A 22,572-nucleotide genomic window follows, 5' to 3' on the forward strand; every position below is an offset into this window, starting at 1 on the left:
TCTGATAGGCACAGCAAATCGCACTACAAACACTTCGTCATAAATAACTTTAAACTTATTTTTTCGACGAAAAGTAATACATTAAGACACCAATATGCACCTTAATTACGATTCCCCCACTCCTTAAAATGACCTCCAGCCATCTCCTATACTCAGGCTCCGCCACCCGCGCAGCCCCTCTGGCAAGGTCACTTCATGAACAAGAAAAACCGCCACCCCGCCGACGGCAAAAAGCCCATCACCATCTTCGGCCCGGACTTCCCCTTCGCTTTCGATGACTGGCTGGAGCACCCCGCAGGCCTGGGCAGTATTCCGGCTGAGCGCCAGGGTGAAGAAGTGGCCATCGTGGGTGCCGGTATTGCCGGCCTGGTGGCGGCCTACGAGCTGATGAAGCTAGGCCTAAAGCCGGTGGTGTACGAGGCCTCCAAGCTGGGCGGCCGGCTGCGTTCGCAAGCCTTCAATGGCACCGACGGGATCATCGCCGAGCTGGGCGGCATGCGCTTCCCGGTGTCGTCCACTGCCTTCTACCACTACGTGGACAAGCTGGGCCTGGAAACCAAGCCTTTCCCCAACCCGCTGACCCCGGCCTCGGGCAGCACCGTGATCGACCTTGAAGGCCAGACCTACTACGCCGAAAAAACCACCGACTTGCCCAAGCTGTTCCACGAAGTGGCCGACGCCTGGGCCGATGCGCTGGAAAGCGGTGCCCAGTTCGCCGACATCCAGCAAGCCATCCGCGATCGGGATGTACCGCGCCTTAAAGCGCTGTGGAACAAGCTGGTCCCACTGTGGGACGACCGCACGTTCTACGACTTCGTCGCCACCTCACGTTCGTTCGCCAAACTGAGCTTCCAGCACCGCGAAGTGTTCGGCCAGGTTGGCTTCGGCACCGGTGGCTGGGACTCGGACTTCCCTAACTCGATGCTGGAAATTTTCCGCGTGGTGATGACCAACTGCGACGACCACCAACACCTGGTCGTCGGCGGTGTGGAGCAGGTGCCGCAAGGGATCTGGCGCCATGTGCCGGAGCGCTGTGCCCACTGGCCGGAGGGCACAAGCCTGAGCGGCCTGCATGGCGGTGCACCGCGTACCGGGGTCAAGCGCATCGCCCGCGCTGCTGACGGCCGCCTGGCGGTTACCGACAACTGGGGCGACACCCGCCACTACGGCGCCGTGCTCGCCACCTGCCAGACCTGGCTGCTGACCACCCAGATCGACTGCGAGGAATCGCTGTTCTCGCAAAAGATGTGGATGGCCCTGGACCGCACCCGCTACATGCAGTCATCGAAGACGTTCGTCATGGTCGACCGGCCATTCTGGAAGGACAAGGACCCGGAAACCGGTCGTGACCTGATGAGCATGACCCTCACTGACCGCCTCACCCGCGGTACCTACCTGTTCGACAACGGCGACGACAAGCCGGGGGTGATCTGCCTGTCCTATGCGTGGATGAGCGATGCGCTGAAAATGCTGCCGCATCCGGTGGAAAAGCGCGTGCAGCTGGCCCTGGATGCGCTGAAGAAGATCTACCCGAAAACCGATATCGCCGGGCACATCATCGGCGATCCGATCACCATTTCGTGGGAGGCTGATCCGCACTTCCTGGGCGCCTTCAAGGGCGCACTGCCGGGTCATTACCGCTACAACCAGCGCATGTACGCACACTTCATGCAGCAGGACATGCCCGCCGAGCAGCGCGGCATGTTCATCGCCGGTGACGATGTATCGTGGACACCCGCCTGGGTGGAGGGCGCAGTGCAAACATCGCTGAATGCGGTGTGGGGTATCATGAACCACTTCGGTGGCCACACCCACCCGGACAACCCAGGCCCAGGCGATGTGTTCGATGAAATCGGCCCTATCGCCCTGGCAGACTGAATCAAGGAGGCGTCATGCGCATCGCTTTGTTCCAGGGCGCACCCAAGCCACTGGATGTGCCCGGCAACTTGCAACGGCTGCGCCATCAGGCGCAGTTGGCAGCCGAGCGCGGCGCACAGCTCCTGGTGTGCCCGGAGATGTTCCTGACCGGCTACAACATCGGCCTGCCCCGGGTCGAGCGCCTGGCCGAAGCTGACGATGGCCCGGCGGCCATGGAGGTAGCGGAAATCGCCCAGGCGCACCGCATTGCCCTTGTCTATGGCTATCCGGAGCGGGCGGACGATGGCGCGATCTACAACAGCGTGCAGTTGATCGATGCCCATGGCCGCAGCCTGTGCAACTACCGCAAGACCCACCTGTTTGGCGAACTGGACCGTTCGATGTTCAGCGCAGGCCCGGACCACTTTCCGGTGGTAGAGCTTGAAGGCTGGAAAGTCGGCCTGCTGATCTGCTACGACATCGAGTTCCCGGAAAACGCCCGACGCCTGGCGCTGGCGGGTGCCGAGCTGATCCTGGTGCCGACGGCGAACATGGCGCCGTATGACTTCATCTGCCAGGTGACCGTAAGGGCACGGGCGCAGGAGAACCAGTGCTACCTGGTGTATGCCAATTATTGCGGCGCGGAAGACGAGATCCAGTATTGCGGGCAAAGCAGCATCATCGGCCCGGATGGTAGTTTGCTGGCCATGGGCGGGCGGGATGAATGCCTGTTGCTGGCCGAGCTGGAACATGAGCAGGTTGTGCAGGGGCGGGAGGCATTCCCGTACCTGAACGATTTGCGTCAGGAACTGCACATGCGTAAAGGCTGATGGCCCTTTCGCGGGCAAGCCCGCGAAAGGGCCGGGCCTGCAAACAAATGGGTTAGCATGGACAGCAGCAACCGGAGCCCCCATGCCTGACGCCATCCGCCACCTCACCCTCGCCAACGGCCTGCAGCTCACCCTGCGCCACGCCCCGCGCCTGAAACGTTCGGCCGCCGCACTGCGGGTGCATGCGGGCAGCCACGACGCACCGGGCAAATGGCCGGGCCTGGCCCACTTCCTCGAACACCTGTTCTTCCTCGGCACCCCACGCTTTGCGCTGGACGACGGCCTGATGCGTTACGTGCAGACCCTGGGCGGCCAGGTCAACGCCAGCACCCGGGAACGCACCACCGACTTTTTCTTCGAAGTCCCGCCCAATGCGTTGGCCGGGGGCCTTGAGCGCCTGTGCCAGATGCTGGCCGAACCGGATCTGGGCATCGAGCGCCAACGCCGCGAGCGTGAAGTGATCCACGCCGAGTTCATTGCCTGGTCACGCAACCCGCAGGCCCAGCAGCAATTCGCCTTGTTGCAGTCGGTGTCGCAAGGCCATCCGCTGGGCGCATTTCATGCCGGCAACCGGTATACCCTGGCCCTGCAGGCCCCTGCCTTTCAGCAAGCACTTACGGGCTTCCACCAACGCTTCTACCAGGGCGGCCAGATCGTCTTGAGCCTTTGCGGGCCGCAGCCACTGGATGAGCTGGAGCAATTTGGCCGGCAGCATGCGACGCTGTTCGCCACAGGCAAGCATGTGCCGCAAATCGAACCGCCGCCATTGTCGGCAACGACTACACCACTGGCCTTCACTCACGAGAACCTCCCGGCAGCTGCCGAGCAAGCGCTGGAGCTGCTGATCGCCTGCCTCGGCGACAGCCGCCCGGGTACCTGGCTGGGTGCACTTCGCGAGCGTGGCTGGCTGCAACGTTTCAAGGCCGAAACATTGTATGCCTTTGCCGGCCAGCTGCTGTGGCACCTCGACCTCAAGCTCAGCGCCGACGCCTGCCCAGACGAAGCCAGCGCCCTGTTACACGGCTGGTTCAGCTTCATCCGCCAGGCCGACCTTGAGCTGTTGAACCGCGAATTCGGCCTGTTGCAGCACAGCCGCGAACGCAGCGCCAGTGCACTTGAACTGGCCCGGCGTGACAGCACGGGGCAGCCGTTTGCCCAGTTGGATGCGCACGGTTTGCAGGCCCTTCAAGCCGTGCTGCAAGGCCTGCCATGCAACGTGTATGGCCAATGGCACATGCCCTTGGTCGACCCCTTGCTGATGGCTGATCTGCCCCAGGCCAATGCCATACCGCTACCGGCAGCGCTGAGGGTCAGTGAGCATCTCCCTGGTGCCCGCCAATACGCAGCGCTCTACCTGCGCTGGCACGTACCCTCACCGTTGCGCCAACGTTTGCAGGGTGTGCTCGAACAGGCCCTGGCGCCACTGCAGGAGCGTTGTGAACGCGCCTCGGTACAACTGCAATTCACGGCTGCCGGGGAATACTGGCAGTTGCGCTGCGCCGGGCTACCGGCAGCGGTGCTGCGGGCAGTGACGCAGGCCTTGGCGTTGATCGTCACCCCCCCGGCCAGATGCTGGTTGCCTTGCACAACGCCACCAGTTGCACTGATCCCCATCAGGGCCTTGCTCAAGCAACTGCCCGACGCGGTGCTCGGCACCCCGCCCCCAACTGGCCCTGCCTGCACGCTGGAGCAGCAGCAACTCGACAAGCTGTGGCAGCACACACGCTGGCACGGCCTGGCCGCAGGCTTCGACGATTCAGCCCTGAACGCCCTGAGCACTGCGCTGCAGCACTGCCCGGGGCACGGCTCGCTGCCAAGCCCGTTGCCCACTTGGGCCAACCGCCGTTGGCAGCATGCCGAAGTACCGGGCAGCGAACACGCCATGCTGCTGTTCTGCCCGCTACCTGCCGCCAGCGAAGCCAGCGGCCGCCTGCTCGCGCAACTGCTGCAAGGGCCGGTTTACCAGCGGCTACGGGTGGAGCTGCAACTCGGCTATGCGGTATTCAGTACCTTTCGTCAGATAGAGGGGGTCGGCGGCCTGCTGTTCGGGGTGCAATCGCCTCATACCCAGCAGGCACAGATCCTCGACCACCTGCTCACGCTACTCAACAAGGGTGTCACCCTTGACCCAGGCACCCAACAAGCCCTGGCCAGTCAATTCGATGAACCGGCCATGGCCAACGCCGATGTCGCCGAATGGGCGTGGCAGACACACCTGGCTACACAACCCGGCAGGCTGGATACGTTGCGCAGGGCTATTCTGAACACGCGGCAGACGGATCTGGACCACCTGCTGGGTAACCTGCTCGATGCGGACGCCTCCTGGTTGTGTTTGGCCAACGCTGCCGCGCCAACCCCTACGTGGAAGTGATCCAGGCCCGTGATTGTTACGCAAAATGCAACGGCACTTTTCGAATAATTAACCTTCCAGTACAAATTTTTCTTGTAAGATAGCGCAATCCCAGTTCCGGGAACCGCCTTTGCACGGTGGTACCCAAGTAGTAACTGAGCAACCCCAAACCCATCCGGAAGGAGTAATCCCATGTGGACCAAACCTGCATACACTGATCTGCGTATCGGCTTCGAAGTCACCATGTACTTCGCTAACCGCTAAGCCCGGCTTAGGGTTCCACGCCTCGGCCTGCCGGGGCGTTTTCGTTTTTCCGATCCGGTTTTCTGCATAGAGAGTGGCCATGTACATCCAGGTTCTCGGCTCCGCCGCCGGTGGCGGGTTCCCGCAGTGGAACTGCAACTGCATCAACTGCAAGGGTTTTCGTGACGGCACCCTGCGGGCCACCGCGCGCACCCAGTCGTCCATCGCCCTGTCCGACGACGGCGTACACTGGGTGCTGTGCAATGCCTCGCCCGACATCCGCGCCCAGCTCCAGGCCTTCGCGCCGATGCAGCCAGCCCGGGCCCTGCGCGACACCGGCATCAACGCCATCGTGCTGCTGGACAGCCAGATCGACCACACCACCGGCCTGCTCAGCCTGCGTGAAGGCTGCCCGCACCAGGTGTGGTGCACCGACATGGTCCACCAGGACCTCACCACCGGCTTCCCGTTGTTCAACATGCTCAGCCACTGGAACGGTGGCCTGCAGTGGAACCGCATCGAGCTGGAAGGTAGCTTCGTTATCGAGGCCTGCCCAAACCTCAAGTTCACCCCATTCCCCCTGCGCAGCGCCGCACCGCCTTATTCGCCGCACCGCTTCGACCCGCACCCGGGCGACAACCTGGGCCTGCTGGTCGAAGACACCCGCACCGGCGGCAAGCTGTTCTACGCCCCAGGCCTGGGCCAGGTGGACGACAAGCTGCTGGCGATGATGCATGGCGCCGACTGCCTGCTGGTCGACGGCACGCTGTGGGAAGACGACGAAATGAAACGCCGTGGCGTGGGTACTCGCACGGGCCGCGAAATGGGCCACCTGGCGCAGAACGGTCCGGGCGGCATGCTCGAAGTGCTGGACGCTTTCCCGCGTCAGCGCAAAGTGCTTATCCACATCAACAACACAAACCCGATCCTCGATGAAGACTCCCCGGAGCGCGCCGAAGTCCAGCGCCGCGGTGTGGAAGTTGCCTTCGACGGAATGAGCATTGAGTTGTAAGGAGCCCTGATGAGCGACGCATTGCCAATGTCCCCTGCCGAATTCGAGCAGGCCCTGCGCGCCAAGGGCGCCTATTACCACATTCATCACCCGTACCACGTGGCGATGTACCAGGGCCGCGCCACCCGTGAGCAGATCCAGGGTTGGGTAGCCAACCGCTTCTATTACCAGGTCAACATCCCGATGAAGGATGCCGCGATCCTGGCCAACTGCCCGGACCGCGAAGTACGTCGCGAGTGGATCCAGCGCCTGCTCGACCACGACGGCGCGCCCGGCGAGGACGGCGGCATCGAAGCCTGGTTGCGCCTGGGCCAGGCTGTCGGCCTGGACCCGGACCAGCTGCGTTCGCAAGAGCTGGTACTGCCCGGCGTACGTTTTGCCGTCGATGCCTATGTCAACTTCGCCCGCCGCGCCAGCTGGCAGGAAGCGGCCAGCAGCTCGCTGACCGAGTTGTTCGCCCCGCAAATCCACCAGTCGCGCCTGGACAGCTGGCCACAGCACTACCCGTGGATCGACCCGGCCGGCTACGAATACTTCCGCACCCGCCTGGGCCAGGCTCGTCGTGACGTAGAGCACGGCCTGGCGATTACCCTGCAGCACTACACCACCCGCGCGGGCCAGGAGCGTATGCTGGAGATCCTGCAGTTCAAGCTGGATATCCTCTGGAGCATGCTCGACGCCATGAGCATGGCCTACGAGCTGAACCGCCCGCCCTATCATTCCGTCACCCAGGAACGGGTGTGGCACAAGGGGATCACCCTATGAGTTTCGACCGCAATCAGGTGCCGAACTGGCGCCCCGGCTACCGCTTCCAGTACGAACCGGCGCAGAAAGGCCATGTGCTGCTGTACCCCGAAGGCATGATCAAGCTCAACGACAGCGCCAGCCTGATTGGCGGCTTGATCGACGGCCAACGTGACGTGGCCGCCATCATCAGCGAACTCGAACAGCAATTCCCCGATGTCCCGGAAGTGGCCGACGACATCGAGCAGTTCATGGAGGTGGCCCGTGCCGAACACTGGATCGTCCTCGCCTGAGTTGCCGCCCACGCCCCAGGTCGGCCTGCCGCTGTGGCTGCTGGCCGAGCTCACCTACCGCTGCCCGCTACAATGCCCTTACTGCTCCAACCCGCTGGACTTTGCCGCCCAGGGCCAGGAGCTGAGCACCGAGCAGTGGTTCAAGGTCATGGCCGAGGCGCGGGAGATGGGCGCGGCGCAAATCGGCTTTTCCGGCGGTGAACCGCTGGTGCGCCAGGACCTGGCCGAACTGATCGGCGAAGCCCGCCGGCTGGGTTACTACACCAACCTGATCACTTCGGGCATTGGCCTGACCGAAGCGCGTATCGCTGACTTCAAGAAGGCCGGCCTGGACCATATCCAGATCAGCTTCCAGGCCAGCGACGAGCAGGTGAACAACCTGCTGGCCGGTTCGAAGAAGGCCTTTGCGCAAAAGCTGGAGATGGCCCGCGCCGTGAAGGCCCACGGCTACCCGATGGTGCTCAACTTCGTTACCCATCGGCACAACATCGACAAGATCGACCGCATCATCGAGCTGTGCATCGCCCTGGAAGCAGACTTCGTCGAGCTTGCCACCTGCCAGTTCTACGGTTGGGCGCACCTCAACCGCCTGGGCCTGCTGCCGACCCGTGCGCAGCTTGAGCGGGCCGAGCGCATCACCAACGAATACCGGGACAAGCTCAAGGCCGAGGGCAACCCGTGCAAGCTGATCTTCGTCACCCCGGACTACTACGAAGAGCGTCCCAAGGCCTGTATGAATGGCTGGGGCAACCTGTTCCTCACCATTACCCCGGACGGCACCGCGCTGCCCTGCCACGGCGCCCGCCAGCTGCCGGTGCAGTTCCCCAATGTACGCGACCACGACCTGCACCATATCTGGTATGAGTCGTTTGGCTTCAACCGCTTCCGTGGTTACGAGTGGATGCGCGAACCGTGCCGCTCCTGTGACGAAAAAGAAAAGGACTTCGGCGGCTGTCGCTGCCAGGCCTTCATGCTGACCGGCGATGCCAGCAACGCCGACCCGGTGTGTGCCAAGTCGGCCGACCACCGCATCATCCTCAAGGCCCGCGAGGAGGCGGAAAGCGCCCAGCTCGCCATTGAACAAATGACCTTCCGCAATGAACGAAACTCCCGTGTCATCGCCCGTGGCTGAATTCAGCGCGGCCCAGGCCGTTGCCGCCGGCACCGACTTCGCCGAACTCAAAGCCAGTGCCGACGGGCTGTTCTGGATCGAGTTTCGCCCGGCCGATGGTGCTTGCCGTATCTGGCACTGGCTGTACCACCAGGCCCGCTGCCTGACGCCGGATGGCTTCAGCGTGCGCAGCCGGGTCTACGAGTACGGCGGTGGTAGCTTCTGCCTGGGTGGCGACGGGCTGGTGTTCGTCAACGAAAAGGACCAGCAGGTCTACACCCAGCCGCTGGACGATTCGCAACCGCGTGCGCTGACCCAGGATGCCAGCTGCCGCTACGGCGATGTGCAGTGGCACGATGGCCAGGTGCTGGCCGTCGAGGAACGCCATGCCGAGCAGGTGGAGCATCGGCTTGTCGCGTTGAGTGAGAGCGACCGGGTGGTGCTCGCCGAGGGCGCCGATTTTTACGCCTCACCCACAGTGAGTGCAGATGGCATGCGCCTGGCATGGATCGAATGGGACCGGCCGGCACAGCCCTGGACTATCACCCGATTGATGTGCCGCGCACGCGACAGCAGTGGCCACTGGGGCCCCGTGCAATGCGTGGCAAGCGATGATGAATCGCTGCAACAACCGCGTTTCGATGCCGAAGGCCGGCTCTACGGCCTGTCCGACCGCAATGGCTTCTGGCAGCCCTGGGGCGAGGTCGATGGCCACTGGCAGGCGTTGCCTGCCGAGACTGCGGACCATGCTGCTGCGCCCTGGCAATTGGGTACCTGTACCTGGTTGGCACTGGGGCCGCAAAGCTATCTGGCGAGTTGGTTCAAAGACGGCTTCGGGCAACTGGGGCTGCGTAACACCGATGGACGCATGGAGCGTTTCGCCAGTGGCTACACGCGCTTTCGCAGCCTGGCCATGGACAGCGATCACCTTTATGCCATTGCCGCCTCGCCCATCAGCCCGCCTGCAGTGATTGCCATCGACCGCAGTAACCACGAAGTACGTGTGCTTGCCGGGGGGGCCGAGATACTGCCGGCAGGGCAAATCAGCCTTCCGCAGTCGATTCACTATGGCAGTGACGGCGAGCGGGCCCACGGATTCTTCTACCCGGCAGCGCACTCGCAAGGCGCCACGCCGCTGGTGGTGTTCATCCACGGCGGGCCGACCTCGGCCTGTTATCCGGTGCTCGAGCCTCGCATCCAGTACTGGACCCAGCGCGGCTTTGCCGTGGCCGACCTGAACTACCGGGGCAGCACCGGCTATGGCCGGGAATACCGCCAGGCATTGCACCTGCGCTGGGGCGAAAGCGATGTGGCCGATGCCTGTGCGGCGGTCGAGTACCTGGCGGCTCAGGGCCTGGTCGACAAACGTAAGGCGTTCATCCGTGGCGGCAGCGCAGGTGGCTACACCACTCTCTGTGCCTTGGCCTTCCACGACGTGTTCCGCGCCGGTGCCAGCCTGTACGGGGTCAGCGACCCGGTTGCCCTGGGCCGGGCCACGCACAAGTTTGAGGGCGATTATCTGGACTGGCTGATCGGCGATCCGCAACAGGATGCCGAGCGCTACCGCCAGCGCACGCCGCTGCTGCATGCGGGGCAGATCAAGGTGCCGGTGATTTTCTTCCAGGGTGAGCTGGACGCGGTGGTGGTGCCGGAACAGACGCGGTCGATGCTGGCGGCGTTGCAGGCTAACGGGATCGAGGCTGAGGGGCACTTCTATGCGGGGGAACGGCATGGGTTCCGCAAGGCAGAGAACCTGGCGCATGCGTTGGAAGAAGAGTGGAAGTTCTATTGCCGGGTGTTGAAAGGTTGAACTTCCGGGGCCGCTTGGCGGCCCCGGAAAACCTCACCGTTTGGCGATGATGTACACCGCATGCACGATCCCCGGAATGTAGCCCAGCAAGGTCAGCAGAATATTCAGCCAGAACGCCCCGCCAAACCCCACCTGCAAGAACACGCCCAGCGGCGGCAGGATGATGGCGATGATGATGCGAATAAAGTCCATGCGAGTCTCTCCTGAAGGGGTTATCTCACAGACTAGCCGCTCTACGCAGAGGTTCCACAGGCAAAAAAAAACGCCCCGGGCCGAATGAAACAGGCCAGGGGCGATGCGCAGGAACGCCAGACGGTTCGTTGAATTCTCAGTGTTGCTACACAGTCAGGCCGGCACTTCGCGGCGGGCCTGCTGCTGGGCATGAAGGCGGGCAAAAGCGCGTGCCAGGCGCAGCAGCATTTCGTCGATGTTGCCCTTGCTCACGGTCAGCGCAGGTGAAAAGCGCACCACATCCGCTTGTGGCGCGTTGAGCAGCAGGCCTTCGTGCAGCGCGGCAGCCACCAGTTCACGGGCCAGGTTTTCTTTGAGTTGCAGCGCCCACAGCAGGCCTTGCCCACGCACTTCGCCCTGGCCATAGCGCCCGGCCAGCCGGCTCAGGCCTTCACGCAGGTGACGGCCGTTGTCCTGCACATGCGTGAAAAAGCCAGGCTCCAGCACGGTGTCCAGCACTGCCAGGCCGGCGGCGCACATCAGCGCATTGCCGTGGTGGCTGCCTTCCAGTTCGCCAGGCTCGGCGCAGCACGCCGTGCCCCGAGCCAGCAAGGCGGCCAGTGGCACCCCACCGCCCAAGCCCTTGCCCAGGGTAATGATGTCGGCACGCACGCCGTAGGTTTCCTCGGCCAGCAGCGCACCACAGCGGCCAATACCGGTCTGCACCTCATCGAGGATCAGCAGGATGCCCAGTTCGCGGCAGAGCGTTTCCACACCCTTGAGGTATTCCTGGGTTGCCGGAATCACGCCCGCCTCGCCCTGGATCGGCTCCAGCATGATCGCCACGGTGCGTGAATCCACCTCGGCGTGCAGTGCCGCCAGGTCATTGAACGGCACCTTGCTGAACCCCGGCAGCCCAGGCTCGCAGCGGTTGCATGGCAGCGGGTCGGACGCCGACAGCGCACCCAGGCTGCGGCCGTGACAGGCCTGGCTGGCCGTGATGATGTGATAGGCGCCGTTGCGGTGCAGCTGGCCCCACTTGCGCGCCAGCTTGATCGCGCCTTCGCAGGCCTCGGCACCACTGTTGAGCAGGTAGGCCTGGTCGCTGCCAGTGCTCTGACACAAGCGGTTCACCAACCCCAGCAAGCCACGACTATGGAAGCCCGAGCCCGGGTTGATCAACGCCTGGGCCTGGTTACCCAGCGCTTTCACCAGCACACTCGGGCTGTGGCCCAGGCTGTTGACCGCGCCGCCTTGGGTGAAGTCCAGGTAGGCATGCCCTTCACTGTCCCACAACCAGGAGCCTTGACCGCGCACGAACACCTGCGCTGCGCGCTCGGCGCTGGGCATCAGGCGATCACGCGACAGCTCATCGGCTTGCGGCACGATCACCGGCGCACGCTTGGGCTCGGCGGCAGCGACAGGGGCCGAGCGGCGCAGGTTGAACAGGTTCATCAGGGCTCCAACCAATCACGGTAAGGGGCGGCAACGGTGCGGTCTTGGTGCCGCCACTCGATATTTTGCCTTGCCTATCAAAAGTGTTTTTCATCCGGGGTAACAATCGAACGATTCATCGCTGTAACCCGCTGGAATACGGCGATAGACTAGGCTTCGCGAGGGTTTTCGACCATTTCGTTTTTCCAGCAATTTCGATAAGTGTTACTTATGGATTTCCGCCAACTGCGTTATTTCGTCGCGGTGTATGAAGAAGGCCACGTGGGCCGCGCTGCAGAACGCCTGTCGCTGTCCCAGCCGGCTCTCTCCCAGCAGATCCGGCAACTGGAGCACAGCCTTGATTTGAGCCTGTTCGAGCGCAGCAACAAGCGCCTGTTGCCCACCTTGGCTGCCCATACCCTGTACAACCATGCCTTGCCCTTGCTTGACGGCCTACAGCGCGCCCACGAAGCCATGCGCAACTTCAAGGGCCAGTCGTTACGCACCCTGGCCATCGGCGTGCTGCAGACCGTACGACCGAGCCTGGTGCCACAGCTGCTCGAACGGCTACGCAAGGCACAGCCGCACCTTGTCGTGCAGATCTACGAGTTGTCGGGGCTGGAGATCGAACGGCGCCTGCTCAATGGCAGCCTGGACATCGGCATCAGCTACCTGCCACCGCGCCAGCCCGGGTTACATGGCCTGCTGCTGTATGAAGACGAGCTGCAACTGGTCATCCCCGATACTCACCCGCTAAAGGACTTCAAGAAGGTGTCTATCCGCCAGGCTGCCGAATTGCCCATGCTGATGCTGGGCGAAGAATTCCAGATCCGTCAGATCTGGCAGGCGCAACTGGCCAGCCAGGGCCGTCGACCGCAGGTTCAGGCAGAGATGAACAACATGGCGGGGATTCTCGACAGCCTGGCGCACACGGCGCTGGCAACCATCCTGCCCGGGCGGGCCAAGGAGGCCGCCGAAGATGATCAGGGGCTGTTGTGGAAGCCATTGAGCGAGCCACGGGTGCCGCTGAAGGTTGGCCTGGTGTTCCGCGATGCCCAGCACCAGCAGGCCTCTGTGGAGCTACTGCGCACGCTGCTGGAAGAAGAGACGGATGCCCGCCTGTTGGGCGCATCACCGCTGGATGTGCTGGCCTGAAAAAACACGCACACAAAGAAAACCCCGCCGAAGCGGGGTTTTCCAGACTGTTTCCCTGTGACATCCGTATCGCCCCGCCATCCTGGCAGGTGGTCCTTCGTCGTCTTCCTTGATCTGTCCTTTGCGCTTCCTGCGCAACGTCCATGTGTTAAAGATTAACCGTGGATCCAATCTGAGAACAGTGGCGAAAAGTCACCACGTCGTGTAGGAAAAAGCTTACAAAGGGGATTCATTCCCAGACATACCGAAAATCGGGGCCGCCGAGCGGCCCCTAAATACGTCAGAACTGCTCGGCATCCAGCAGGTACAGCGATTCACTGCCCGCCTTCACCGACGCCACCAGCGAATCCACCCGTGGCAGCAACCGCGCAAAGTAGAACCGCGCCGTACCCAGCTTGCCCAAGTAGAACGCCTCGTCGCCCTCACCCGCCTTGGCCGCCCGTGCCATCAGTGCCCACATATAGCCGTAGGCCACATAACCAAACGCATGCAGGTACTCGACCGAAGCCGCGCCGATTTCATTCGGGTTGCCCTTGGCCTTTTCCAGCACCCACTCAGTCAGCCCGTCGAGCTGGTCGAGGCTGGCCGCCAACGGCTTGGCAAATTCGTCCAGCTCGCCACCTGCGCTGGCAGTGAACTGGCGGATCTCGTCGGAGAACAACCGGTAGTACGCGCCACCGCTGGCCACCACCTTGCGCCCCATCAGGTCGAGGGCCTGGATGCCGTTGGTGCCTTCGTAGATCTGTGTGATGCGCACATCACGCACCAACTGCTCCTGCCCCCATTCGCGAATGTAGCCATGCCCGCCGAACACCTGCTGGCCATGCACCGCGCACTCCAGCCCCAGGTCGGTGAGGAAGGCCTTGGCCACCGGCGTGAGCAGCGCCACCAGCTCTTCGCTGCGTTTGCGCACACTGGCATCTTCGCTGTACTTGGCACTGTCCAGTTGCATGGCTACGTAGGTGGAGAAGGCGCGGCCGCCCTCGATCAGCGCTTTCATGGTCAGCAGCATGCGGCGCACGTCCGGGTGGACGATGATCGGGTCGGCGGCCTTGTCCTTGGCCTGCGGGCCAGTCGGGGCACGGCTCTGCAGGCGGTCGCGGGCGTATTCCACGGCGTTCTGGTAGGAGCGCTCGGCCGAGGCCAGGCCCTGGATACCAACACCCAGGCGCTCGTAGTTCATCATGGTGAACATGGCCGCCAGGCCCTTGTTCGGCTCACCGACGATATAGCCGACTGCTTCGTCGAAGTTCATCACACAGGTAGCCGAGGCCTGGATGCCCATCTTGTGTTCGATCGAACCGCAAGTGGCCGGGTTGCGTGCACCGAGGCTGCCATCTTCGTTGACCAGCAACTTGGGCACCAGGAACAGCGAAATGCCCTTCGGCCCCGCCGGTGCGTCCGGCAGCTTGGCCAGCACCAGGTGGATGATGTTCTCGGTCAGGTCGTGCTCGCCACCGGTGATGAAGATCTTGGTACCGCTGACCTTGTAGCTACCATCGGCCTGAGGCTCGGCCTTGGTACGGATGATGCCCAGGTCGGTACCGGCGTGCGGCTCGGTCAGGCACATGGAACCGGCCCATACGCCGGCATACATGTTCGGCAGGTACTTTTCCTTCAGCGCTTCACTGGCGTGGGCATTGATCGAAAGGCAGGCACCGGCGGTCAGCATCGGGTACAAGCCAAAGGCCAGGCTGGAGGCGTTGACCATTTCCTCGACCTGGGCCGAGATGGCCTTGGGCATGCCCATGCCGCCGAACAGCGGGTCGCCGCCCACGCCGACCCAACCGCCTTCGGCGTAGGTGTTGTAGGCCTCGATGAAACCGGCGGGGGTGCGCACTGCGCCGTTGTCCCAGTGGCAACCTTCTTCATCTGCGGCGCGGCTGAGCGGCGCGATGGACTTGGCGGTGACCTTGCCGGCTTCCTCCAGCACGGCCAGAGCGGTGTCGGCATCGACAACGTCAGCCAGCCCGGGCAACTGCGCCCACTGCTCAGCCACGTTGAAGACTTCATTCAGTACGAAGCGCATGTCGCGCAGGGGCGCTTTATAGTCAGCCATGACAACCTCTCACTAGTCGGGTCGGGGCGGTCTCGGGGAACCGCGACACAGGGGTTACTGGCAGTGTAACCGAACAACTTTTACGAGACATAGGGTCATCAACTGACCATACAGTATTGCATGGTCACGCCGTGCGTACAGCTCCGCGCTGCGATTGTTGCCCATGCACCATGACACAATTACGCCCCGCGCCTTTGGCGCTATAAAGCGCCTGGTCGGCGGATTTCAGCACCGCCTCGGGGTTGCGATGATCGGCCTGGCGCTCGGCCACGCCGATACTGATGGTGACCGACACCGTGCCGCCACTGCTGCCCGCCCGGCGCTGGCGCCCGGCCGTATCGTCCTGCGGGCGGTTGTGCTGATCGCGCAGGTGCATCACATAGTTGGCGATTACCTCACGCACCGCTTCCACGTGGGGCACGCACTCCTCGGCTGTCTTGCCCGCGAACACCAGAGCGAACTCCTCGCCGCCATATCGGTAGGCCCGGCCGCCGCCGGTCACCTTGGACAAACGGCTGGCCACCAGGCGCAACACCTGGTCACCCACGTCGTGGCCATGGGTATCGTTGAATTTCTTGAAGTGGTCCACGTCGGTCATGGCGATCACATAGTTGCGCCCCAGGCGCTGCATGCGCTCGTTCAGCGCACGGCGCCCCGGCAGACCGGTCAGCTCGTCGCGGAAGGCCATCTGGTAGGCCTCGTGCGCTACCGCTGCGGCGATCATCAACATCACTTGGCTGCACATGATGTTAAGGGTGAACGGCAGGATGAACGTTTGCGGCAGCATCCAGAAAATGCCCAGCAGGCCGGTCAACTGCGCAGCATGCAGCGGCCTGGGGGCACGCAGGTATTGCACTACCAGCAGGATGAACACAACGAGGAACAGTGGGTAAACCATCTGGATCAGGCTCATCCACTGGCCATGCAAGGCTGGCCAGCGGATTTCCGCCAACCAGCTCAACAGGGCTTCGGGGTAGCTTTGTTCGAGGGCCACCGCCACGCTGCCCACGGCAAACAGCACAGCGCCGCGGGCAACCAGGTCCTGCAGCAAGTGGGTACGTTCCTGCCAGGCGCCATACAAGCCGAACAGCGCGGGCAGCAACAGGCACACCAGGTGGAAGATCACCGCCGCGTCCTCGCGCACGCGGCCATGGTCACGGTAGAAGTCGGTCTGGGTGTCGAGCAGAAAGTAGGCGATGTACACCGTAAGCATCAGGAACAGCTCACGTTGCCGGCGGTACACGGCGCAGTAGGCGCCGCCCAGCAGCAGAACCAAAGTAGGCAAGACATTGAACAGCGATGTGAAAAAGACGCTGAGGTCTCTCACATAGGCTGCGGCGAGCCCTGCCAGCAACAAGAACAGCGAAGGCAGGAAGTGGCTTGCGCGAACAGCATTAAGACGAAACAAGGGTAATCTCCAACCCGGCAGATCAATAGTGGCATTGTGCCCTTAGTTCATCGGCAGTGCACATGAACAGTTGAATTTGCCGTTGGGTCAATTGGCCCCAGATGCGAAAAACCCGCCTGCCGGTGAGGGCAGGCGGGTTCCGTGTACAGCGGTAGGATCAGTACGACAGGCCGAAGTTTTCTTCGTCCATCGCCATCAGGTTGTTGGCACCCGACAGCATGGTCGCCACATGGGTACGGGTGCGCGGCAGGATGCGCTGGAAGTAGAAACGCGCCGTTTGCAGCTTGGCGGTGTAGAACGCCTCTTCGCTGGTGCCGGCTGCCAGTTTTTCGGCCGCCAGGCGGGCGATGTCGGCCCAGAAGTAGGCCAGGCAGGCATAGCCGGAATACATCAGGTAATCGACCGAGGCCGCACCCACCTCTTCGCGGTCCTTCATGGCGGCCATGCCCACTTTCATGGTCAGCTCGCCCCACTCTTTGTTGATTGCCGCCAGCGGCTCGACGAACTCCTTGACCGCTTCGTTACCTTCCTGCGCCTGGCAGAACTTGTGCACGATCTTGGTGAAGCCCTTCAGTGCTTCGCCCTGGGTCATCAGCACTTTACGGCCGAGCAGGTCCAGCGCCTGAATGCCGGTGGTGCCTTCGTACAGCATGGAGATACGGCTGTCGCGTACGTTCTGCTCCATGCCCCACTCGGCGATGAAGCCGTGGCCGCCGTAGATCTGCACGCCATGGTTGGCGGCCTCGAAGCCGACTTCGGTCATGAACGCCTTGGCAATCGGGGTCAGGAACGCCAGCAGGGCATCGGCCTTCTTGCGCTCTTCTTCGTCCTGGCTGTACTTGACGATGTCCACCTGCTTGGCCGTGAAGTACACCATCGCGCGGTTGCCTTCGGCGAAGGCCTTCATGGTCAGCAGCATGCGGCGCACGTCCGGATGGACGATGATCGGGTCAGCAGCCTTGTCAGGCGCTTTCGGGCCAGTCAGGGAACGCATCTGCAGGCGCTCACGGGCGTACTTCAGGCCACCCTGGAACGCCACTTCGGCGTGGGCCAGGCCTTGCAGCGCGGTCCCCAGGCGAGCGGTGTTCATGAAGGTGAACATGCAGTTCAGGCCTTTGTTGGCCGGGCCGATCAGGTAACCGGTGGCCGCATCGAAGTTCATCACGCAGGTAGCGTTACCGTGGATGCCCATTTTGTGTTCGATGGAGCCGCAGCTCACGCCGTTGCGCTCACCCACACCGCCCTCGGCGTTAGGCAGGAACTTCGGCACGATGAACAGCGAAATACCCTTGGTACCAGCCGGTGCGTCCGGCAGGCGGGCCAGGACGATATGGACGATATTGTCGGCCATGTCATGTTCACCGGCCGAAATGAAGATCTTGGTACCCGACACCTTGTAGCTGCCGTCAGCCTGTGGCTCGGCCTTGGTGCGCAGCATGCCCAGGTCGGTGCCGCAGTGTGGCTCGGTCAGGCACATGGTGCCGGTCCACTCGCCGGACACCAGCTTGGTCAGGTAAGTGTGCTGCTGCTCGGGGGTGCCGTGCGCAGAGATGGTGTTCATCGCACCATGGGACAGGCCTGGGTACATGCCCCACGACCAGTTCGAACCACCGACCATTTCACTCAGGGCCAGGCCCAGCGACTCTGGCAGGCCCTGGCCGCCGTGCTCGACGTCATGGGCCAGGCTCGGCCAGCCGCCTTCGACGAACTGTTGGTAGGCTGCCTTGAAGCCTGTCGGGGTTTTAACGCCCGATTCGCTCCAGGTGCAGCCTTCCTGGTCACCCACACGGTTCAGCGGCGACAGCACCTGCTCACAGAACTTCGCGCCTTCTTCGAGGATCGCGTCGACCATGTCAGGCGTGGCGTCCTGGCAGCCCGGCAGGCTCTGATAGTGCGCCTCATAGCCAAGCAGCTCGTCGCGAACGAAGCGGATATCACGCAAGGGGGCTTTGTAATCAGGCATTGCGATGAACCTCTGAGTCAGTTCTGTGGGGTGACCAGCTCTTGGCGGCCGTCTTATCAAACAGTTGTTTGAAACTTACGTTTAGCACCGCGTTCTGTCAAGGATGGACTATGGTGCCATTTACGCCACGAAAAATGGCAAATATGCCACGACACGACAAAAGCCCTTGTGGGAGCGGGTTTACCCGCGAATAGGCCCGCCCAGAAAATGATCTTGTCTGGGCTGACGCATTCGCGGGTAAACCCGCTCCCACAGGGGTTGGTGATAATGCTGACGAGTGCGCCGAGAATCAGGCGTAAGTGTCGATAATCCGGCCGAGCATTTCGTCGGATGCCTTGGCCACCTTTGCGCCAAGCTCGACTTCGATTTTGCCCAGGGCCATCTGCACGGTGCTGGTGGCCAGGTCCATCTGCTGGCTGCGGTCGACCGCGCGCAAACGCTCAGCCTGAAAATCGCTGGACTGGCTGGTGGCGGTACGTTCGGCGGTGGTGTTGGCGATCTGGCCGGCGGCCTGATCGACGCGGTTCTGGCCGGTCTGGATTGCGCTCAGGCCCGCGTAGTAGGCGGAGCTACCGGTGATTTCCATGTCAGGACTCCATTGACGCTGGATGACGAACAGGTTCAATTAAAGCAGGCCTGCCGTAAAAAGGCCCGTTTAAATCCCTAATGGCCCGATGCCATCTGATAGGCCTTGGGTATTCCTGCCCGCGAAACGGCCAGGCCAGGAAACCACTAATCCAGAAGATCCAGTTGCAGGTGTTCAGCCACCATATCGGCACTGGCCTGCTTCAGTTTAGGTACCCGCCCAAGGCAAGGCGCCGGCAGGCGCTCGGCAAGGCTGGCGAGGTTTTCTTCCAGCCGCGAAGTACGCGGCTCGATGATGTTCGCCACCCACCCGGCCAACTGCAGCCCGTCACGCTCGATCGCCTCGGCGCTAAGCAAGGCATGGCTGATACAACCCAAGCGAACGCCCACAACCAGTATCACTGGCAATTTAAGGGCAACGGCAAGGTCCGAAAGGTTCTCCAACCCCGACAACGGCACACGCCAGCCACCCGCACCTTCAACCAACGTGAAATCGGCATTTTGTTGCAGCACATTGCGCATCGCTGCCAACAGCGCCGGCACGGCCAGCGTCACCCCCGCCTCGCGCGCCGCGACATGCGGGGCAATCGCCGGCTCGAAGGCGAACGGGTTGACCTGCTCATACGGCAACTTGATCGTACTTTCATCGATCAGCGCCAGGGCATCACTATTGCGCAACCCTTTCGGCGTCATCGTGCAGCCCGAGGCCACCGGCTTGGCGCCCAGCGTGCTCATGCCCTGCAACCGCGCCGCATGCAACAGCCCGGCGGCGATGGTGGTCTTGCCGACATCGGTATCGGTACCGGCGATGAAATAGGCCTGGCTCATCGTGCTCCCCTTACGCGTGTGGCTTGCGCAACACACCATAGACCACTTGATAGGTGGCTGGCAGCCCCGCAGGCTGGCGAAATGCCTCATAGGCGTGCAACAGGCCCTGCATGCGCGCCCGACCGGTAAGCCCGGAAGGTCGCCCGGGGTTCAGGTTGTGTGCCCCCAACGCCTTGAGTTCATGGGTCAGGCTTCGTACATCCGGGTAGTGCAGCACGTGCGGGCAACGCTGCAATTCAAGCGGTTCCAACCCGCTGCCAGCACACAGGCGTTGATAATCCTCAAAACGGCGGAAGCGGTTCACATGCACCAGGCCATCCACTGCCTGCCAACTGGCTCGCAGTTCGTCGAGGGTGCCCACGCACAGGCTACTGAAGGCCAACACACCACCAGGACGCAACACACGCGACGCCTCTGCCAGCACGCTGGCGAACTGGTCGCACCACTGCACGGCCAGGCTGGAAAACACCAGGTCGACACTGCCGTCACGCAGCGGCAAACGCTCGGCATCACCTGCCACGTGATACTGCGCCCCACCCTGTTCATGACGGGCATGGCGCAGCATGCCTTCGGCGATATCCACCGCCACGCCGCTGGCCAGGGTAAAACGCTGCGCCAGGATACGGCTGAAATGGCCCGTGCCGCTGCCCAGGTCCAGCCAGCGCGACGGCTGCAGGCCAGTCGGCAACTGCTCAAGCAGGCTTAAACCTACAGCGCGCTGCAAGGCCGCCACGCTGTCGTAGCTGGCGGCAGCCCGGGAGAACGAAGCGGCCACCTGGCGTTTATCGGGCAGCGCGCCGGGTAAAGTCGGACGGGAAAGGTCAGTCATCGCCACTCTCATGCAGGAAACTCTTGATGCCCGCCGCCAGCTCCTGCGGGTACTCCAGCAGGAATGCGTGGGAACTGTCTTCGACCAGGCCCACTTCCACATCGGGCAACAACTCGCTCAACGCTTTTGCCGCCTCTGCCGGCACCAGTGCATCGCTACCGGCAAACAGGTGCAACTGCGGGCCGGCATAGGCCTGCAGGGCTTCACGGGTATCAAGCTTGGCCAGCACTTCAAGGCCTGTGGCCAGGTACAGCGGGTCGGTATCCGGCACGCCGACACCCAGTTGCCGCAGCAACGTGCGCGGTTGCTGGGCGCCATCGCTGCACAGCGTGCGGAAGCGCTTGAGCGTGACCTGGGTATGGCTGCGGCAGCCATCGAGGAAGGTGCCGAAGGTGTCTTCGGCCATGCCATGGGGCCAGTCCGGGCGGGCCACGAAGCTGGGGTTGCTGGCCAAGGTCAGTAGGCCACAGCAGTGGTCACCGCGCTTGTGTGCCAAGGCGCTGGCCAGCATGCCGCCCAGCGACCAGCCGCCCAGCCACACGTCGTTCGGCAGCTTGCGATCCAGGTGGTCGACCCAGGCCTGAACATCGCTGTCGGCCAATTCCGGCAAGGGCATCAACTCCACCTGCAGGCGGGCGTCCTGGGCGCGCAGGCTGGCTGCCAGCGGATGCAGGGAAGCAGTGCCCAGGCTCCAGCCGGGCAGCAGTACAAGGCGATTACGCATCAGCGTTCTCCAACTGTGGATAACACTCGGCCAATGCATTCAACAATAGCTGCACCTGCGCTTCGCTGTGCGCGGCGCTCAGGGTCACCCGCAGGCGCGCACTGCCTGCCGGCACGGTGGGTGGGCGGATGGCCGTCACCAGCAAGCCGCGCTCGCGCAGCATGCGCGACAGGCGCAGGGCCTGTGCGCTGTCGCCGATGACGATGGGCTGGATCGGCGTTGGGCTGTCCATCAGTTGCAGCCCGATCTGCTGCGCGCCTTCGCGGAACTGGCGAATCAACGCAGTCAGATGCTCACGCCGCCAAGTCTCGCGGCGCAGCAACTCCAGGCTCTTGAGCGTGGCACAGGCAAGTGCCGGTGGCTGGCTGGTGGTGTAGATGTAGGGGCGGGCGAATTGCACCAGCGCCTCGATCAGCTCTTCGCTGCCGGCAACAAAGGCACCGGCAGTACCGCAGGCCTTACCCAGCGTGCCTATCAGTACCGGCACGTCCTCCACGCCCAGGCCAAAGTGCTCGACGATACCGCCACCCTGCGTACCCAAGATACCCAGACCATGGGCATCGTCGACCATGAGCCAGGCACCACGCGCCCGGGCGACATCGGCCAGTGCCGGCAAGTCGGCCAGGTCGCCGTCCATGCTGAACACGCCATCGGTCACCACCAGGGTATTGCCGACGGCCTTGTCCAGGCGGCTGGCCAGGCTGGCCGGTTCGTTGTGCAGGTAGCGGTTGAAGCGGGCGCCACTGAGCAACCCGCCATCCAACAAGGACGCGTGATTCAAGCGGTCCTGCAGCACGGTATCGCCCTGCCCCACCAATGCGGTGATAGCACCCAGGTTGGCCATGTAGCCGGTGGAGAACAGCAGCGCACGCGGGCGCCCGGTCAGTTCGGCCAACGCCTCTTCAACCTGATGGTGCGGCGTGCTGTGGCCGACCACCAGGTGCGAAGCGCCACCGCCCACACCCCAGCGCTCGGCGCCGGTCTGCCAGGCGGCGATCACTTCAGGGTGGTTGGCCAGGCCCAGGTAGTCATTGCTGCAGAAGGCCAGCAAGCGCTGCCCGTCGACCACCACTTCCGGCCCCTGCGGGCTTTCCAGCAGTGGCCGCTGCCGATACAGGTCTGCGGCGCGCCGTTCGGCCAGGCGCGCCGCCAGGTCGAAGGCCATG

Annotated in this window: 20 protein-coding genes; 10 read left to right on the forward strand and 10 right to left on the reverse strand. The window is 63.1% G+C overall.

Going from position 1 to position 22,572, the window contains the following annotated elements:
- Positions 1 to 195 precede the first annotated feature (195 nt).
- The 9 genes from PM2_RS17985 to PM2_RS18020 all read left to right on the forward strand — a co-directional run bounded on the left by PM2_RS17985 (position 196) and on the right by PM2_RS18020 (position 10,250).
- Entirely contained in the window at positions 196 to 1,878 is a 1,683-nt protein-coding gene (locus PM2_RS17985; protein ID WP_016714578.1) for a flavin monoamine oxidase family protein, read from the forward strand.
- 14 nt (positions 1,879 to 1,892) lie between these two features.
- A complete protein-coding gene (locus PM2_RS17990) occupies positions 1,893 to 2,687 on the forward strand; it encodes a carbon-nitrogen hydrolase family protein (RefSeq protein ID WP_016714577.1) in 795 nt (264 codons plus the stop codon).
- Between the two features lie 82 nt (positions 2,688 to 2,769).
- Entirely contained in the window at positions 2,770 to 5,058 is a 2,289-nt protein-coding gene (gene pqqF, locus PM2_RS17995; protein WP_028699062.1) for a pyrroloquinoline quinone biosynthesis protein PqqF, read from the forward strand.
- A gap of 171 nt (positions 5,059 to 5,229) precedes the next feature.
- Positions 5,230 to 5,301: a pyrroloquinoline quinone precursor peptide PqqA gene (pqqA, locus tag PM2_RS30195; RefSeq protein ID WP_003243383.1), complete on the forward strand. Its 72-nt coding sequence runs from the start codon at positions 5,230 to 5,232 to the stop codon at positions 5,299 to 5,301.
- A 79-nt stretch (positions 5,302 to 5,380) separates the two neighbouring features.
- Positions 5,381 to 6,292: a pyrroloquinoline quinone biosynthesis protein PqqB gene (gene pqqB / locus PM2_RS18000; RefSeq protein ID WP_028699063.1), complete on the forward strand. Its 912-nt coding sequence runs from the start codon at positions 5,381 to 5,383 to the stop codon at positions 6,290 to 6,292.
- Between the two features lie 9 nt (positions 6,293 to 6,301).
- Positions 6,302 to 7,057 (forward strand): pyrroloquinoline-quinone synthase PqqC, encoded by a 756-nt coding sequence (pqqC, locus tag PM2_RS18005; protein WP_003255592.1) that lies wholly within the window; start codon positions 6,302 to 6,304, stop codon positions 7,055 to 7,057.
- A complete protein-coding gene (gene pqqD, locus PM2_RS18010; RefSeq protein WP_003255595.1) occupies positions 7,054 to 7,329 on the forward strand; it encodes a pyrroloquinoline quinone biosynthesis peptide chaperone PqqD in 276 nt (91 codons plus the stop codon). Before pqqC ends, pqqD begins: the two co-directional genes overlap by 4 nt.
- The gene (gene pqqE / locus PM2_RS18015) at positions 7,301 to 8,461 is read left to right on the forward strand and encodes a pyrroloquinoline quinone biosynthesis protein PqqE (RefSeq protein ID WP_019097152.1); all 1,161 of its coding nucleotides are present in this window, start codon (positions 7,301 to 7,303) and stop codon (positions 8,459 to 8,461) included. Before pqqD ends, pqqE begins: the two co-directional genes overlap by 29 nt.
- Entirely contained in the window at positions 8,427 to 10,250 is a 1,824-nt protein-coding gene (locus PM2_RS18020; RefSeq protein WP_028699064.1) for a S9 family peptidase, read from the forward strand. Before pqqE ends, PM2_RS18020 begins: the two co-directional genes overlap by 35 nt.
- Before the next feature lie 33 nt (positions 10,251 to 10,283).
- Here the strand turns inward: PM2_RS18020 and PM2_RS30200 are convergent, their stop codons facing one another.
- Positions 10,284 to 10,442, reverse strand: a complete 159-nt coding sequence (locus tag PM2_RS30200; protein ID WP_009681539.1) for a YqaE/Pmp3 family membrane protein — start codon at positions 10,440 to 10,442, stop codon at positions 10,284 to 10,286.
- 153 nt (positions 10,443 to 10,595) lie between these two features.
- The gene (locus PM2_RS18030; RefSeq protein WP_016714572.1) at positions 10,596 to 11,876 is read right to left on the reverse strand and encodes an aspartate aminotransferase family protein; all 1,281 of its coding nucleotides are present in this window, start codon (positions 11,874 to 11,876) and stop codon (positions 10,596 to 10,598) included.
- Positions 11,877 to 12,086: 210 nt separating this feature from the next.
- On the opposite strand from PM2_RS18030, the gene PM2_RS18035 reads away from it, so the two are divergent.
- Positions 12,087 to 13,010: a LysR family transcriptional regulator gene (locus PM2_RS18035; RefSeq protein WP_028699065.1), complete on the forward strand. Its 924-nt coding sequence runs from the start codon at positions 12,087 to 12,089 to the stop codon at positions 13,008 to 13,010.
- A 280-nt stretch (positions 13,011 to 13,290) separates the two neighbouring features.
- Here PM2_RS18035 and PM2_RS18040 read toward each other — a convergent pair whose 3' ends face one another.
- From PM2_RS18040 to bioF, 8 genes are all read right to left on the reverse strand, one after another.
- Positions 13,291 to 15,069 carry an acyl-CoA dehydrogenase C-terminal domain-containing protein gene (locus PM2_RS18040; protein ID WP_028699066.1) on the reverse strand — a complete coding sequence of 593 codons (1,779 nt, stop codon included), beginning with the start codon at positions 15,067 to 15,069 and terminating at the stop codon, positions 13,291 to 13,293.
- Between the two features lie 124 nt (positions 15,070 to 15,193).
- Positions 15,194 to 16,477: a GGDEF domain-containing protein gene (locus tag PM2_RS18045; RefSeq protein ID WP_016714570.1), complete on the reverse strand. Its 1,284-nt coding sequence runs from the start codon at positions 16,475 to 16,477 to the stop codon at positions 15,194 to 15,196.
- Positions 16,478 to 16,634: 157 nt separating this feature from the next.
- A complete protein-coding gene (locus tag PM2_RS18050) occupies positions 16,635 to 18,440 on the reverse strand; it encodes a phenylacyl-CoA dehydrogenase (protein ID WP_016714569.1) in 1,806 nt (601 codons plus the stop codon).
- A gap of 289 nt (positions 18,441 to 18,729) precedes the next feature.
- Positions 18,730 to 19,026, reverse strand: coding sequence for a hypothetical protein (locus PM2_RS18055; RefSeq protein WP_016714568.1), 297 nt, complete (start codon positions 19,024 to 19,026; stop codon positions 18,730 to 18,732).
- Between the two features lie 146 nt (positions 19,027 to 19,172).
- Entirely contained in the window at positions 19,173 to 19,853 is a 681-nt protein-coding gene (bioD, locus tag PM2_RS18060; RefSeq protein WP_016714567.1) for a dethiobiotin synthase, read from the reverse strand.
- A gap of 10 nt (positions 19,854 to 19,863) precedes the next feature.
- On the reverse strand, positions 19,864 to 20,682 hold the full coding sequence (gene bioC, locus PM2_RS18065) for a malonyl-ACP O-methyltransferase BioC (RefSeq protein ID WP_016714566.1): 819 nt from the start codon (positions 20,680 to 20,682) through the stop codon (positions 19,864 to 19,866).
- Complete coding sequence (locus PM2_RS18070; RefSeq protein ID WP_016714565.1) at positions 20,675 to 21,406, reverse strand: alpha/beta fold hydrolase; 732 nt, start codon at positions 21,404 to 21,406, stop codon at positions 20,675 to 20,677. Before PM2_RS18070 ends, bioC begins: the two co-directional genes overlap by 8 nt.
- A complete protein-coding gene (gene bioF, locus PM2_RS18075) occupies positions 21,399 to 22,571 on the reverse strand; it encodes an 8-amino-7-oxononanoate synthase (protein ID WP_016714564.1) in 1,173 nt (390 codons plus the stop codon). Before bioF ends, PM2_RS18070 begins: the two co-directional genes overlap by 8 nt.
- Position 22,572: the final 1 nt, after the last annotated feature.

Source organism: Pseudomonas monteilii NBRC 103158 = DSM 14164, from assembly GCF_000730605.1.
Classification (GTDB): Bacteria; Pseudomonadota; Gammaproteobacteria; order Pseudomonadales; family Pseudomonadaceae; genus Aquipseudomonas; species Aquipseudomonas monteilii.

Coding starts and splice junctions, on each gene's coding strand:
- PM2_RS17985 (WP_016714578.1), top strand. CDS start 196: ATGAACAAGAAAAACCGCCACCCCGCCGACGGCAAAAAGCCCATCACC.
- PM2_RS17990 (WP_016714577.1), top strand. CDS start 1,893: ATGCGCATCGCTTTGTTCCAGGGCGCACCCAAGCCACTGGATGTGCCC.
- pqqF (WP_028699062.1), top strand. CDS start 2,770: ATGCCTGACGCCATCCGCCACCTCACCCTCGCCAACGGCCTGCAGCTC.
- pqqB (WP_028699063.1), top strand. CDS start 5,381: ATGTACATCCAGGTTCTCGGCTCCGCCGCCGGTGGCGGGTTCCCGCAG.
- pqqC (WP_003255592.1), top strand. CDS start 6,302: ATGAGCGACGCATTGCCAATGTCCCCTGCCGAATTCGAGCAGGCCCTG.
- pqqD (WP_003255595.1), top strand. CDS start 7,054: ATGAGTTTCGACCGCAATCAGGTGCCGAACTGGCGCCCCGGCTACCGC.
- PM2_RS18020 (WP_028699064.1), top strand. CDS start 8,427: ATGAACGAAACTCCCGTGTCATCGCCCGTGGCTGAATTCAGCGCGGCC.
- PM2_RS30200 (WP_009681539.1), bottom strand. CDS start 10,442: ATGGACTTTATTCGCATCATCATCGCCATCATCCTGCCGCCGCTGGGC.
- PM2_RS18030 (WP_016714572.1), bottom strand. CDS start 11,876: ATGAACCTGTTCAACCTGCGCCGCTCGGCCCCTGTCGCTGCCGCCGAG.
- PM2_RS18035 (WP_028699065.1), top strand. CDS start 12,087: ATGGATTTCCGCCAACTGCGTTATTTCGTCGCGGTGTATGAAGAAGGC.
- PM2_RS18040 (WP_028699066.1), bottom strand. CDS start 15,069: ATGGCTGACTATAAAGCGCCCCTGCGCGACATGCGCTTCGTACTGAAT.
- PM2_RS18050 (WP_016714569.1), bottom strand. CDS start 18,440: ATGCCTGATTACAAAGCCCCCTTGCGTGATATCCGCTTCGTTCGCGAC.
- PM2_RS18055 (WP_016714568.1), bottom strand. CDS start 19,026: ATGGAAATCACCGGTAGCTCCGCCTACTACGCGGGCCTGAGCGCAATC.
- bioD (WP_016714567.1), bottom strand. CDS start 19,853: ATGAGCCAGGCCTATTTCATCGCCGGTACCGATACCGATGTCGGCAAG.
- bioC (WP_016714566.1), bottom strand. CDS start 20,682: ATGACTGACCTTTCCCGTCCGACTTTACCCGGCGCGCTGCCCGATAAA.
- PM2_RS18070 (WP_016714565.1), bottom strand. CDS start 21,406: ATGCGTAATCGCCTTGTACTGCTGCCCGGCTGGAGCCTGGGCACTGCT.
- bioF (WP_016714564.1), bottom strand. CDS start 22,571: ATGGCCTTCGACCTGGCGGCGCGCCTGGCCGAACGGCGCGCCGCAGAC.